At 54.4% G+C, this 13779-nt stretch carries 12 protein-coding genes; 6 read left to right on the top strand and 6 right to left on the bottom strand.

Annotated features, from left to right (window positions below; genetic code table 11):
- The first annotated feature begins 47 nt into the window (after nt 1–47).
- Nucleotides 48–806, top strand: coding sequence for a tRNA isopentenyl-2-thiomethyl-A-37 hydroxylase MiaE (gene miaE, locus GFC06_RS01690; protein ID WP_019078254.1), 759 nt, complete (start codon nt 48–50; stop codon nt 804–806).
- A 165-nt stretch (nt 807–971) separates the two neighbouring features.
- Nucleotides 972–1802, top strand: coding sequence for a hypothetical protein (locus tag GFC06_RS01685; RefSeq protein WP_047358550.1), 831 nt, complete (start codon nt 972–974; stop codon nt 1800–1802).
- Nucleotides 1803–1828: 26 nt separating this feature from the next.
- Here the strand turns inward: GFC06_RS01685 and GFC06_RS01680 are convergent, their stop codons facing one another.
- Nucleotides 1829–2332, bottom strand: coding sequence for a GNAT family N-acetyltransferase (locus tag GFC06_RS01680; protein ID WP_016155577.1), 504 nt, complete (start codon nt 2330–2332; stop codon nt 1829–1831).
- Nucleotides 2333–2525: 193 nt separating this feature from the next.
- On the opposite strand from GFC06_RS01680, the gene GFC06_RS01675 reads away from it, so the two are divergent.
- Nucleotides 2526–3716 (top strand): YjgN family protein, encoded by a 1191-nt coding sequence (locus GFC06_RS01675; protein ID WP_153689784.1) that lies wholly within the window; start codon nt 2526–2528, stop codon nt 3714–3716.
- A 56-nt stretch (nt 3717–3772) separates the two neighbouring features.
- Here the strand turns inward: GFC06_RS01675 and GFC06_RS01670 are convergent, their stop codons facing one another.
- From GFC06_RS01670 to pepA, 3 genes are all read right to left on the bottom strand, one after another.
- Entirely contained in the window at nt 3773–6628 is a 2856-nt protein-coding gene (locus GFC06_RS01670) for a valine--tRNA ligase (protein WP_075849118.1), read from the bottom strand.
- The gene (gene holC / locus GFC06_RS01665) at nt 6628–7071 is read right to left on the bottom strand and encodes a DNA polymerase III subunit chi (protein ID WP_016151505.1); all 444 of its coding nucleotides are present in this window, start codon (nt 7069–7071) and stop codon (nt 6628–6630) included. The genes GFC06_RS01670 and holC overlap by 1 nt, the downstream gene beginning before the upstream one ends.
- 110 nt (nt 7072–7181) lie before the next feature.
- Nucleotides 7182–8693, bottom strand: a complete 1512-nt coding sequence (gene pepA / locus GFC06_RS01660) for a leucyl aminopeptidase (protein ID WP_003025870.1) — start codon at nt 8691–8693, stop codon at nt 7182–7184.
- A 153-nt stretch (nt 8694–8846) separates the two neighbouring features.
- Between pepA and GFC06_RS23300 the strand changes: the two genes are divergently transcribed.
- The 3 genes from GFC06_RS23300 (at nt 8847) to lptG (ending at nt 11142) form a co-directional block, all read left to right on the top strand.
- A complete protein-coding gene (locus tag GFC06_RS23300; RefSeq protein WP_212723231.1) occupies nt 8847–8897 on the top strand; it encodes a hypothetical protein in 51 nt (16 codons plus the stop codon).
- A gap of 62 nt (nt 8898–8959) precedes the next feature.
- The gene (lptF, locus tag GFC06_RS01655; protein WP_141875839.1) at nt 8960–10060 is read left to right on the top strand and encodes an LPS export ABC transporter permease LptF; all 1101 of its coding nucleotides are present in this window, start codon (nt 8960–8962) and stop codon (nt 10058–10060) included.
- Nucleotides 10060–11142: an LPS export ABC transporter permease LptG gene (lptG, locus tag GFC06_RS01650; protein WP_008786067.1), complete on the top strand. Its 1083-nt coding sequence runs from the start codon at nt 10060–10062 to the stop codon at nt 11140–11142. The genes lptF and lptG overlap by 1 nt, the downstream gene beginning before the upstream one ends.
- A 39-nt stretch (nt 11143–11181) precedes the next feature.
- Here lptG and GFC06_RS01645 read toward each other — a convergent pair whose 3' ends face one another.
- On the bottom strand, nt 11182–12684 hold the full coding sequence (locus GFC06_RS01645; RefSeq protein ID WP_049283051.1) for a helicase HerA-like C-terminal domain-containing protein: 1503 nt from the start codon (nt 12682–12684) through the stop codon (nt 11182–11184).
- Nucleotides 12685–12763: 79 nt separating this feature from the next.
- Complete coding sequence (gene idnR, locus GFC06_RS01640) at nt 12764–13762, bottom strand: DNA-binding transcriptional regulator IdnR (RefSeq protein WP_094761000.1); 999 nt, start codon at nt 13760–13762, stop codon at nt 12764–12766.
- Nucleotides 13763–13779: the final 17 nt, after the last annotated feature.

The raw sequence follows: 13779 nt of genomic DNA, 5'->3' as shown, positions 1-13779 counted from the left end.
TCTGCTGACCTACGGTAGCGTCTGCTGCCGTAGGCCAAGGATAACGTATGGATTACCTGCAAATACTCTCCCCGATCCACAACTTCCTGCACTGTAAAACGCCCCAGGCCTGGCTTGATAAAGCGCGAGCCCCGGCGAATCTCCCTCTGTTACTGACGGATCATCTCGTCTGCGAGCTGAAAGCGGCGCAAACGGCCATGCTGCTGGTGCGTAAGTATGTTGCAGATAAACAGGGATCGCAGGCGCTACTGGACTGGCTGAAACCCTATGAAGCGTATGCTTTCAGAGAAGGGGATGAACCGGATTTTATCGCGCTGAATAAACAGATAAGCAAAAGCGTAATGCCGCAAACTGACGACCCGTGGGGGCGCAAGCTGATCGACAGCATGGTTTTGCTGATCAAAGAAGAGCTGCACCACTTCTGGCAGGTGCGTGAGGCGATGATGAGCCGCAACATTCCCTACGTCAAAATTACCGCCAGCCGTTATGCCAAAGGCATGCTTAAAGAGGTGCGAACCCACGAGCCATTAACGCTAATCGACAAACTGATTTGCGGGGCTTACATTGAGGCGCGTTCTTGTGAACGGTTCGCCGCGCTGGCGCCGTATTTGGATGACGATTTACAGGCATTTTATCTTTCGCTGCTGCGATCCGAGGCGCGGCACTATCAAGACTATCTGGCGCTGGCACAGCAGGTTTCTGCCGACGATATCAGTAGTCGGGTGCGGTTCTTTGGCGAAGTAGAAGCCGCATTGATTACTTCTCCCGACGATGAATTCCGCTTCCACAGCGGCGTGCCAGCCTGAGTCCCTTCTCTGACGCGCGGCGCTAATCGTCGCGCGGTTTTACCTTTCCTGTTTCCATTAGCAAAATCTGGTGGCTGGAAATCGCTCGCTGCTGCCGTAATAATCAAAACACACGAAGGGGAAATATATCCCCGCAACAGAGACTGTTTTGCATAAGGATGGTTAATGAACTGGGCACACGTATTGTTGGCGGGTTATATCGGGGCGGTGATTGCTATCGTCGTTGGCATGTTTCGCAAAAAAGGCTGGCTGGGCAAGATCTCCGGCGCGGTGGTTTTTGTGGTGGCGATTGTCGCGTGGAATCTGTTTGATGTGCACTACCTGATCCCGCGCGAAAGCCCTGATTATGGGCTGTCGGACGCGCAGAAATTTGAAAATGCGATGCTGGCAATGCCTGTTTATCAGGTACTTAAAGAGCAGGAACCCGCGTTATGGCAGAACATCCTCAACCAGGCAACGCAACTGAAAGAAGCTGGGAAAAGCGAACAACAGATTATCGACGCTATTCAGCCGCAAATCCTGCAGGTACAGATGGCGCGTTTGCAGCAGGCACCCGATGCCAACGTGATTGAGTATATGAAAATTAACCTAGAGCAGATTGCTGCGGTGGCAAAAGTGGGCGATGACGAGTGTTTTCGCTTTCTGTTCCCGGCGGTGAAAGGCGGGATTAACCCGGTGCGTATTATTCCGCGGGAGCTGATGAATCGTCGTATGGCCAGCGACATGAGTATGATGCACGCGGCTTATGGCCCGAACAAACATACGGTTACGGCGCAAGAGAAACAGCTGGCGCTTCAGGATCTGCAATCCATCGGCCCGGGATTGGTACAGCGCTTTGGACCGGATATCCAGATTATGGCTGATCCGAGTAAAGGTGTGGGCAAAGAGAAAGTCGCTTGTGAAATGGTGCAGGATTTATGGTCACAGGTGCTGACGCTGCCAACCGCTCGCGCGGCTGGCGTCATTCGGCTGATGCTCTCCGCCGAAATGCAGTAACACAACCATTGCCCCTCCGGCTGAAGTCAGAGGGGTTTTAACATCCGCACTTCGCAATCTACGTGCCCGGTGCAGCCCAGCGCTTCGCTGATATGCTCAAACCCTAAATGTTCATACAGGCGGATTGCCTCGGTCAGAAACGCCGTGGTCTCCAGATAGCACTGTTTGAAACCCTGTTCACGGGCATGTTCGAGGGCCATCAGCGCCAGCTTTTTCGCCAGCCCCTGACCGCGTGCGCTCGACAGGAAGTACATCTTTTGCAGTTCGCAAATGTCCGGTTCGCTACATCCTAACGGCGCAACGCCGCCGCCGCCCACGACTTCACCGTTTTGCTCAACCACCCAGTAGGCCGCGCCCGGCTGGCTGTAAACCTGGAATAGTTCATCCAGATTAGGGTCGGCAACGGTATAGCCTTTATCGGCAGTAAGCCCGTATTCAGCGGAAACTTTGCGGATCACCGCAGCGATAGCGGCATTATCTGCTGCGGTGATTCGGCGCAGCGTAAGCGTGGAGGGTAGCACAACATTCATAATATGGCTCAATTCTAAAAATACACTTATATATTTATTTAATACCACTCTCTTCTGTCGGGTGCAAGACGTTCCTGAATCAGAAAAAATTAAAATACATTGGCTAATTAAAAATAGTATTGTAAACGAACCAGTAAATAAACACTGGTTTTTATTTTTTATCTTAATGGAATTTATATTAGGGATATTGTTCATGAATGATTTTGTTGGTGGTCGGGGAAATCAACGGCACACATTTATTTTTATCGGTAAGGGATGGCAGTACTTTATTATATGCCTTGTCAATTTTTTGCTGTGTTGTATTACTCTGGGTATTTATACGCCGTGGGCGATAGTGAAATGTCGGCGTTATATTTACGAGAATATGACTCTCAATGGCCAACCCTTTACCTATAAGGCGACAGGTGGCGCGATATTCGTAAGCTTCTTGTCGATTATGGTGGTTTATGGTGCCAGCATGAGTTCTATTGCTAACGGCAGCCCTCTCGTTGGTTTTACTTTGATTGGTTTACTGGTAGCTGTCTTTCCATTAATGACCATAAAAAGCCTGCAGTATCAGGCGATGATGACGTCGCTTAACGGTGTGCGTTTTGGTTTTGACTGCTCACAATTACATGCATGGCTTTTTTTACTGGTTGTGCCAGTGGTGCTTGCTGTGGTGAACTGGGGAGTGATTTATCTTCTGATACTTGCCACCGACTGGATTGAGGGCAGTACTGGAATGCTTATCAGAATAGCATTTATCGCGTTGGTGGGAATTGTGGGCATGGGTATCACCTACGGTATTACCTATGCAAAATGGATGCAGTTAGTGGGTAATGGCGGTAATTTTGGTATTCACCGCTTTACTATTAACGTCAATATGAAAGCAAGCATAGTGGGGTGTATTAAAGCCGTGCTGGTACTGCTGCCATTTGTTGTTGTGATTGTCTGGCTAATTGCCCCTATTTTTCTGCAAATGGTGATGTTGGCTGTGTTAGGCGTGGCCGACGACGAATTTATCCTGGAGAATCAGAGCAAAATAATGGCGAGCTATTTTCTCTATTTCGCCGGAATTATTGTGGTTGGAAGCTATTTATACACCACGCTACGTAATCTGTTCATGAATAACCTGGCGCTGGCCGAGGGCAAAATCCGCTTTCATTCTTCCGTCACTGCACATGGCCTGATCTGGCGTTTTGTACTGGTGTTGTTTATTTCAGGCATCACGTTTGGGCTAGCTTATCCGTGGATGAAAATGTGGCTGGTCAGTTGGCTGGCCAGTAACTCCCATGTACAAGGGGATTTGGATGCGCTGGAACTGACTGACCATACAGAGGCGTTGGAAACAGGTCCGGCGATGTGGGTATCACGTGGTGTGATGACCTACTTCCCGTTCATCTGATACAACAAGGCCGGAGCATGCTCCGGCCTTTAATACGTGTATAACGTCAACGGCAATTACAGCGCGGCGATGACCGCCTGCTGCTCAATCAGCTTCGCTTTCGCTTCCGCATAACCGTCCAGCTTCTCACGCTCTTTGGCGATAACTGCTTCCGGTGCGCGAGCAACGAAACCTTCGTTGGAAAGTTTGCCTTCGATACGGGCAATCTCACCTTCGATTTTCGCCACTTCTTTCGCCAGACGCGCCAGCTCATCTTCTTTATTGATGAGGCCAGCCATCGGGATCAGCAGCTCGGCGCCGTCGATGATTTTGGTCACGGAAACCGGACCTTTGTCATCGGCTGGCAGCACGGTGATGCTTTCCAGACGCGCCAGGTTCAGCAGGAAGCTGCGGTTATCGTTCACACGGCGCATCGCATCAGCGCTGCAACCGCGCAGCAGCAGTTCGAGCGGTTTACCTGGGGCGATGTTCATTTCCGCACGGATGTTACGTACGGCAACGATCGCCTGCTTCAGCCATTCGGTATCAGCCAGTGCGGCTTCATCAACCTGTGCGGCGTTATATTCCGGGAACGGCTGCAGCATGATGGTGTCGGCGGTAATACCGGAAATCACCTTCACGCGCTGCCAGATGGTCTCGGTGATGAACGGGATGATCGGATGCGCCAGGCGCAGCAGACCTTCCAGAACGGTGACCAGCGTATTGCGGGTGCCGCGCAGTTCAGACTCGGAACCGCCGTTCATTACCGGCTTGGTCAGCTCCAGATACCAGTCGCAGAACTGGTTCCAGGTAAATTCGTACAGAATGCCCGCGGCGATGTCGAAGCGGAAGTTGTCCAGCGCTTCGCGGTACGCTTTGATGGTCTGGTTGAATTCAGCAAGGATCCAGCGATCCGCCAGCGACAGGGTCATTTCGCCGCCGTTGAAGCCGCAATCCTGGTCTTCGGTGTTCATCAGCACGAAGCGGCTGGCGTTCCACAGCTTGTTACAGAAGTTACGGTAACCTTCCAGACGCTTCATATCCCAGTTGATGTCGCGACCGGTAGAGGCCAGCGCCGCCAGGGTGAAGCGCAGTGCGTCGGTGCCGTGCGGCTCGATGCCGTCCGGGAACTGCTTCTCGGTACGCTTGGCAATCTTCTCGGCCAGCTGCGGCTGCATCATGTTGCCGGTACGTTTCTCCAGCAGTTCTGCCAGGGAGATACCGTCGACCATATCCAGCGGGTCAATGACGTTGCCCTTGGATTTGGACATCTTCTGGCCTTCGTCGTCGCGGATCAGACCGGTCATGTAGACGGTCTTAAACGGCACCTGCGGCTTGCCGTTTTCATCTTTGATGAAGTGCATGGTCATCATGATCATGCGGGCAATCCAGAAGAAGATGATGTCGAAACCGGAAACCATCACGCTGGTTGGGTGGAACTGACGCAGCGCGTCGGTGTTTTCCGGCCAGCCCAGGGTAGAGAAGGTCCACAGTGCGGAGGAGAACCAGGTATCGAGTACGTCTTCGTCCTGGCGAAGCTGAATGTCGGCACCGAGGTTGTTTTCCTGACGCACTTCGTCTTCAGTACGGCCAACGTAGACGTTGCCGTCGTTGTCATACCATGCCGGGATACGGTGACCCCACCACAGCTGACGGGAAATACACCAGTCCTGAATATCGCGCATCCAGGAGAAGTACATGTTTTCGTACTGCTTCGGTACGAACTGAATGTCGCCGTTTTCAACCGCTTCAACCGCCGGTTTCGCCAGCACGTCGGCACGGACGTACCACTGGTCGGTCAGCATCGGTTCAATAACCACGCCGCCACGGTCGCCGTAAGGTACGGTCAGGTCGTGCGGTTTAATTTCTTCCAGCAGGCCCAGCGCATCAACGGCGGCAACCACCGCTTTACGCGCGGCAAAGCGTTCCAGCTTCTGGAACTCGGCCGGGATTTCATTGGAATAAACGTCGGACTCTTCGCCTTTGGTGTCGTACACTTCCGCGGTTTCACGGATGTCGCCGTCAAAGGTCAGAATATTGATCATCGGCAGGCCGTGACGTTTTCCGACTTCGTAGTCGTTAAAGTCGTGCGCCGGGGTGATCTTCACGCAGCCGGTGCCTTTTTCCATATCAGCGTGTTCATCGCCGACGATGGGAATGCGGCGGTTAACCAGCGGCAGAACAACAAATTTGCCAATCAGATCTTTATAACGCGGATCTTCTGGGTTGACGGCCACGCCGGTATCGCCCAGTACGGTTTCCGGACGGGTGGTGGCGACGACCAGGTAATCTTTACCATCAGCGGTTTTCGCACCGTCGGCCAGCGGATAGCGGATGTGCCACATTGAGCCTTTCGACTCGCGGTTTTCCACTTCCAGGTCGGAAATCGCGGTGCGCAGTTTCGGGTCCCAGTTCACCAGGCGCTTGCCACGATAAATCAGGTCTTCTTTGTACAGGCGAACGAAGACTTCTTTCACGGCATTGGAAAGACCTTCGTCCATAGTGAAGCGCTCGCGCTCCCAGTCAACGGAGTTGCCGAGACGGCGCATCTGGCGGGTGATGGTGCCGCCGGATTCCGCTTTCCACTGCCAGATTTTGTCGATAAACGCTTCGCGACCGTAGTCGTGGCGGGTTTTACCTTCTTCAGCGGCAATCTTACGCTCAACCACCATCTGGGTTGCGATACCCGCGTGATCGGTACCGGCCTGCCACAGGGTGTTTTTACCCTGCATGCGCTGGTAGCGGATCATGGTATCCATGATGGTTTGCTGGAAAGCATGACCCATATGCAAACTGCCGGTGACGTTCGGCGGCGGGATCATGATGCAGAAGGACTCTTTGCTTTCATCGCCGTTAGGTTTGAAATAGCCCTGCTTTTCCCAGTGCTCGTAAAGCGGCTGTTCGATATCTTGTGGGTTGTATGTCTTTTCCATTATTTCCAGGTTGCCGTATTCAGGTTAAAACCAGCCACGCGGTAAGCTTTGTAGCGATCGCGTGCCGATTGTTTCAAAGAATCTTCGTAAGGGACGAAGTCTATCACTTCTGTGAAAGCGGTGGCAAAATCTGCAAAGCCAACGCGCAAACTGATAAGCAGGTCGCGCGGGCTGCTGTTGCGTTTCTCCGGCCAGGCAATCTCTACCGGTGCGCCGCCTCTGGGGCCTTCACCTGCCAGATTATGCGGAACAAAGCTTTCTGCCGGTCTTGCCCACAGGGCTTCATCCAGTCGAAGAGCCTGCTTTTCGTTTTCGCAGGCGATCAGCACGCGCTTGCCAGCACGCCAACGTTCTGCGGCAATTTCACACACCAACTGCTCGACGGCGCTTAAGCCATCGTGTTGCGTGTCATTGTCCAGAAGATAGAAAGTTGCGTTTCTCATATATGGGGCTTCTTCTGGTGAATTTAAATGCGTTGCCATGATGCACAACCGTAGGCCGGATGGCGTTGCGCTTATCCGGCCTACGGGTCTTATTGCTTGTGCTTACCGCCTTACTCTTCGCCGTTAAAACCGGCACGATTGAGCAGGAACTGCGACAGCAGCGCCACCGGACGACCGGTTGCGCCTTTGGCTTTCCCTGAACGCCATGCGGTACCGGCGATATCGAGGTGCGCCCAGTTGTACTTACGGGTAAAGCGTGACAGGAAGCAGCCCGCGGTAATGGCGCCGCCAGGACGTCCGCCGATGTTCGCCATATCCGCAAAGTTGGACTCTAGCTGCTCCTGGTATTCATCACCCAGCGGCAAACGCCACGCGCGGTCGCCAGCCTGTTCGGACGCACCGATCAGCTCATGCGCCAGCGGGTTGTGGTTCGACATCAGGCCGGTGATGTGATGGCCCAGCGCAATCACGCACGCGCCGGTCAGGGTTGCGACGTCAATCACCGCTTCTGGCTCAAAGCGCTCGACGTAGGTTAATACGTCGCACAGGACCAGACGGCCTTCGGCATCGGTATTGAGTACTTCAACGGTCTGACCAGACATGGTGGTCAGCACGTCGCCTGGACGATACGCACGGCCACCCGGCATGTTTTCGCAGCCTGCCAGCACGCCGACGACATTGATTGGCAGCTGAAGCTCGGCCACCATGCGCATCACGCCATATACCGCTGCCGCGCCGCACATGTCGTATTTCATCTCATCCATGCCTTCGGCAGGTTTGATGGAGATACCGCCGGAGTCAAAGGTTAACCCTTTACCGACCAGCACGATCGGACGCGCGTCTTCGGATGGATTGCCTTTGTACTCGATGACCGACATCAGCGACTCATTCTGCGAGCCGTGACCGACGGCCAGATAAGAGTGCATGCCCAGCTCTTTCATCTGCTGCTCGCCGATCACGCGGGTTACAACATTTTTGCTGTAGCTGTCTGCCAGCTGGCGCGCCTGAGAGGCGAGGTAGGCGGCGTTACAGATGTTCGGCGGCATGTTGCCGAGATCTTTTGCTGCTTTAATGCCGGCGGCGATCGCCAGACCGTGCTGGATCGCACGTTCACCGCTGGTCAGTTCCCGGCGGGTCGGTACGTTGAAGACCATTTTACGCAGCGGGCGACGCGGCTCGCTTTTGTTGGTCTTCAGTTGATCAAAGCTGTACAGCGTTTCCTGTGCTGTCTCAACGGCCTGACGCACTTTCCAGTAGTTATTGCGCCCTTTGACGTGCAGCTCAGTCAGGAAGCAGACGGCTTCCATTGAGCCAGTATCATTCAGCGTATTGATGGTTTTCTGAATGACCTGCTTGTACTGGCGCTCATCAAGCTCGCGCTCTTTGCCACAACCAATGAGGAGAATTCGCTCAGACAGAACGTTAGGAACATGGTGCAGCAACAGGGTTTGACCTGGTTTGCCTTCCAGTTCGCCACGACGCAGCAGTGCGCTGATGTACCCGTCGCTGATCTTGTCGAGCTGCTCTGCAATCGGAGAGAGACGGCGTGGTTCAAAGACACCCACGACGATGCACGCACTCCGCTGTTTCTCCGGGCTACCGCTTTTTACACTGAACTCCATGCACTACGCTCCTGAATCTTAAAGACAACGGCGGTGGCTACGGATAGAATTGCAAGCTTTCGTAACTCATACCCGCTGTTGCGGTGACTTCGTGTTAATCTTAACGTTATTACGGCATTGGCACGTCAGAACAATTTCTGAGAGGTGGATCCGTTGAGTATAATGATCTTAGCGACGATTTCGACGACTCAAGAGAATAAATGACGTTTAAGCCATGAAACAAGCTAAATTCCGGCAAAAGACGGGTTTTTACGGGCGTATTTAAAGTGATAATCATAAGATATCTGGTTCGGGAAACGCTCAAAAGCCAACTTGCGATCCTATTCATCCTGCTTTTGATCTTCTTTTGTCAAAAGTTAGTCAGGATCCTTGGTGCGGCGGTTGACGGTGATATCCCGGCGAATCTGGTGCTCTCGCTGCTGGGGCTGGGCGTGCCAGAAATGGCGCAACTTATCTTGCCATTAAGCCTGTTCCTCGGGCTGCTGATGACGCTGGGCAAACTGTATACCGAAAGTGAAATTACGGTCATGCACGCCTGCGGGCTGAGCAAGGCTGTCTTAGTGAAAGCGGCGATGGTGCTGGCGCTGTTTACCAGTATTATTGCGGCGGTCAACGTGATGTGGGCCGGACCGTGGTCCTCCAGACATCAGGACGAAGTCCTGGCGGAGGCGAAAGCGAATCCCGGTATGGCGGCGCTTGCTCAGGGGCAATTCCAGCAGGCCACTAACGGCGGCTCGGTGCTGTTTATCGAAAGCGTTGACGGCAGTAACTTCAACGATGTGTTCCTCGCGCAAATCCGCCCGAAAGGTAACGCCCGTCCTTCGGTAGTGGTAGCGGACTCCGGTCATCTTACCCAATTGCGCGATGGCTCTCAGGTCGTGACGCTGAACCAGGGGACGCGTTTTGAAGGGACCGCGCTGCTGCGCGATTTCCGCATTACCGACTTCCAGAATTATCAGGCGATTATCGGTCATCAGGCCGTGGCGCTGGATCCAAACGATACCGACCAGATGACCATGCGTACGCTATGGACGACCGACACCGATCGCGCCCGTGCGGAGCTGACCTGGCGTATCACGTTAGTATTCACCGTATTTATGATGGCGCTGATGGTTGTACCGCTGAGCGTGGTTAACCCGCGTCAGGGTCGCGTACTGTCCATGCTGCCTGGAATGCTGCTTTATTTGCTGTTCTTCCTGGTTCAGACATCGCTGAAGTCGAACGGCGGCAAAGGTAAGCTGGATCCGGTGTTCTGGATGTGGACGGTTAACCTGGCGTATCTGGCGCTGGCGATTGTGCTTAACCTCTGGGATACGGTGCCGATGCGCCGCTTACGTGCCCGTTTTATGCGTAAAGGAGCGGTATAATGCAGCCTTTTGGTGTACTTGACCGCTATATCGGTAAAACCATTTTCACCACCATCATGATGACGTTGTTCATGCTGGTGTCGCTCTCCGGGATCATCAAGTTTGTCGACCAGCTGAAAAAAGCCGGGCAGGGGAGCTACGATGCGATGGGCGCCGGGCTGTATACCCTGCTCAGCGCGCCGAAAGATATCCAGATCTTCTTCCCGATGGCGGCGCTGCTGGGTGCTTTGCTCGGGCTGGGCATGCTGGCGCAGCGCAGTGAACTGGTGGTCATGCAGGCTTCTGGCTTTACCCGTATGCAGGTGGCGTTGTCGGTGATGAAAACCGCGATTCCGCTGGTGCTGCTGACGATGGCCATCGGCGAATGGGTGGCGCCGCAGGGCGAACAAATGGCGCGTAACTACCGTGCGCAGCAGATGTACGGCGGCTCGCTGCTCTCTACCCAGCAAGGTTTGTGGGCGAAAGATGGCGACAGCTTTGTCTACATCGAGCGGGTGAAAGGTGACGCCGAGTTAGGCGGAATTAGCATCTACTCCTTTAACGACAAGCGCCGTTTGCAGTCCGTCCGCTATGCCGCAAGTGCGACGTTTGACCCGGAGCAGAAGGTCTGGCGTTTGTCGCAGGTGGATGAATCCAACCTGACCGATCCGAAGCAAATCACCGGCTCGCAGACGGTGAGCGGTACCTGGAAAACCAACCTTACACCCGACAAGCTCGGCGTCGTGGCGTTGGATCCTGATGCGCTCTCGATTAGTGGTCTGCATAACTACGTGAAGTACCTGAAGTCGAGCGGCCAGGACGCCGGACGCTACCAGCTCAATATGTGGAGCAAAGTCTTCCAGCCGCTGTCTGTGGCGGTAATGATGCTGATGGCGCTGTCGTTTATCTTTGGTCCGCTGCGTAGCGTCCCGATGGGCGTGCGCGTGGTGACAGGGATTAGCTTCGGCTTTGTGTTCTATGTGCTGGACCAAATCTTTGGCCCGCTGACGCTGGTGTACGGCATTCCGCCGATTATCGGCGCGTTGCTGCCAAGCGCCAGCTTCTTCCTGATAAGCCTGTGGCTGATGCTGCGTAAGTCCTGATATTCGCCCCTCCCGCTGTGCGGGAGGGACGCCTTCCTGCTAGCGTTTTCTCCCGCCCATCAAACTTCCCAACATGCCGCGGATTATCTGATTGGTGACCTGTCGCGCCGCGCTTTTCGCCACGCTTTGTACCACGCCATCGCGTTTGCCGCCGCGTGGTCCGGTGCTGCCAAACAGAATATCCTTCAATCCACCGAGAATACCGCCGTCCACATCGATCGCTTTACCGTTGGCGGGAGGTGTATTTTGCTGCTCGGTACTGGCCTGCACGCCTTGCTGTAAACGCTCATAGGCAGACTCACGGTCGACCTGTTCTTCATATTTACCGTACAGCGAGGAGTGATTAATCAGCCCGTTGCGCTCGTCATCCGTCACCGGTCCCATCCGCGAGCACGGCGCAATCACCATCGCCCGTTCAACCACCGACGGGCTGCCTTTGGCGTCCAGAAACGACACCAGCGCCTCGCCGGTTCCCAGTTCCTGAATGGCTTTTTCGGTATCAAATGCCGGGTTGGCGCGCATGGTTTGTGCCGCGGTTTTCACCGCTTTCTGATCCTTCGGTGTGAACGCGCGCAGGGCGTGCTGCACGCGGTTCCCCAACTGACCGAGCACGTTGTCTGGAATATCTGACGGGTTTTGCGAGACGAACCACACGCCGACCCCTTTCGAGCGGATCAGGCGGATCACCTGTTCGATTTTATCCAGCAGTACCTGCGGGGCGTCGTTGAACAGCAGGTGAGCTTCATCGAAGAAGAACACCAGTTTTGGCTTCTCCAGATCGCCTGCTTCCGGCAGCTGTTCGTACAGTTCGGAGAGCATCCACAGCAGGCTGGCGGCGTACAGTTTGGGCATCTGGTAGAGCTTCTCTGCGCTGAGGATGTTGATCATCCCTTTGCCGCTGGCGTCAGTTCGCATCCAGTCTTTGATGTCCAGCATCGGTTCGCCAAAGAAGTGCGCCGCCCCCTGTTGCTCCAGCGACAGCAGTCCACGCTGGATTGCCCCGACCGAGGCGCTGCTGATATTGCCATACTGATTCTGGAAGGATTTGGCGTTATCGCCGATGTACTGGGTAATGGCTCGCAGGTCTTTGAAATCGAGCAGCAGCAGACCCTGGTCATCAGCAATGCGGAAGATAATATCCAGCACGCCGGACTGTACGTCGTTGAGGTTCAGCAAACGGGCCAGCAGCAGCGGGCCGAGGTCAGATACCGTGGCCCGCACGGGGTGACCTTTTTCGCCGAAGATATCCCACAGCGTGACCGGATTAGCATGCGGTTGCCAGTCGGTAATGCCGATATTTTTCAGGCGGGCGAGCAGCTTTTCAGAGGCCTGCCCTTCCTCGGCCACGCCGGTTAAGTCGCCTTTCACATCGGCCATAAATACCGGTACGCCAATTTCAGACAGCGATTCGGCCAGCTTCTGTAGCGTGACGGTTTTACCGGTCCCGGTCGCGCCGGTAATCAGTCCGTGACGGTTGGCCATGCCTGGCAGTAAAAACAGTTCGGTGTCCGGCGTGCGGGCAATTAGCAGGGGTGTGCTCATTGAGATTTCCTCCATTTATCTTGCCTGGAGTATAGGCAATGTCCATCAAAGAGAGTATGCGATGGCCGGAGAAAATGACTTAAAGCGTATTGCCGTGATAAATCTGGTACCCCAAATCCACAGTGTTGTGGTTATGGTCGTTGTTCTTGATTTTGCTCAGCAACATCTGCGCTGCCATGCGGCCAATGTCAAAACGCGGGGTGATCACGCTGGCGAGGCTTGGGATCATCTGCCTGCCCATTTCCAGCCCGTGAAAACCGGCAATTGAGATCTGTTCCGGAACGGCCAGATCGCGCTCGCGGCACAGCAGCAGCGCGCCCATTGCAATATCGTCGTTGGTGCAAAAAACGCCGTCTAAATCCGGATGCGCGGCGAGCGCGTCCCGCATCATCTGGGTGCCGAGATGGATGGACGAAATAGAACGCGGATTGACGCGCAGCGGCGCCAGACCCCGGCGCGTCATGGCATCGCAATAGCCGCGATAGCGCTGTTCATCGCGGACGTCGTCTTTCGAACCGAGATAGAGGATTTTGCGCCGCTGGCGTTTATCCAGCATGGTGCTGACCATATCAAATGCCGCCTGACGGTTATCGAAGCCCACTTCCATGTCCAGACGATCGCCCTGAATATCCATCAGCTCTACCACCGGAATGTTGGCTGAACGCAGAAACTTCACCGTGCGCAGGGTGTGATATTTCTCGGACAGGATAATGCCGTCGATATTGTATGACAGCAGATTGATCACCGACTCTTCCTCGGATTCCCGGTCGTAATTGTAGTTGGCGATCAGCGTCTGATAGTTATGGTCCGAGGTGACCGACTCAATGCCGGCCAGAATGTCTGCGAACAGCTGGTTTTGAAACGAGGGGATCAGCACGCCAAGCGTATAGCTTTGCGCATTCAGCAGCATCGCGGGCGCGCGGTTGGGGATGTAATTAATCTCCTCCATAATCTGCGCGATGCGTTCGCCGGTTTCCTTTGCGACCTTTTTTGGCGAGCGAATGTAGCGGCTCACCGTCATTTTGGTCACGCCCGCCAGCGTGGCGATGTCTTGCAAAGAAATTCTGTGGTTCCTCATTTTCTCTCCAGTGCCGG

The sequence above is a fragment of the Citrobacter braakii genome, assembly GCF_009648935.1.
Classification (GTDB): Bacteria; Pseudomonadota; Gammaproteobacteria; order Enterobacterales; family Enterobacteriaceae; genus Citrobacter; species Citrobacter braakii.
Note: the sequence above shows the minus strand (reverse complement) of the source record. Positions and strands in the feature narration are given on the sequence as shown.

Bases quoted from the DNA above. Each gene is read 5' to 3' on its own strand.
- idnR (WP_094761000.1), bottom strand. From the start codon at position 13,762: ATGAGGAACCACAGAATTTCTTTGCAAGACATCGCCACGCTGGCGGGC.
- GFC06_RS01645 (WP_049283051.1), bottom strand. From the start codon at position 12,684: ATGAGCACACCCCTGCTAATTGCCCGCACGCCGGACACCGAACTGTTT.
- GFC06_RS01670 (WP_075849118.1), bottom strand. From the start codon at position 6,628: ATGGAAAAGACATACAACCCACAAGATATCGAACAGCCGCTTTACGAG.
- holC (WP_016151505.1), bottom strand. From the start codon at position 7,071: ATGAGAAACGCAACTTTCTATCTTCTGGACAATGACACGCAACACGAT.
- GFC06_RS01680 (WP_016155577.1), bottom strand. From the start codon at position 2,332: ATGAATGTTGTGCTACCCTCCACGCTTACGCTGCGCCGAATCACCGCA.
- GFC06_RS01675 (WP_153689784.1), top strand. From the start codon at position 2,526: ATGAATGATTTTGTTGGTGGTCGGGGAAATCAACGGCACACATTTATT.
- pepA (WP_003025870.1), bottom strand. From the start codon at position 8,693: ATGGAGTTCAGTGTAAAAAGCGGTAGCCCGGAGAAACAGCGGAGTGCG.
- miaE (WP_019078254.1), top strand. From the start codon at position 48: ATGGATTACCTGCAAATACTCTCCCCGATCCACAACTTCCTGCACTGT.
- GFC06_RS01685 (WP_047358550.1), top strand. From the start codon at position 972: ATGAACTGGGCACACGTATTGTTGGCGGGTTATATCGGGGCGGTGATT.
- lptG (WP_008786067.1), top strand. From the start codon at position 10,060: ATGCAGCCTTTTGGTGTACTTGACCGCTATATCGGTAAAACCATTTTC.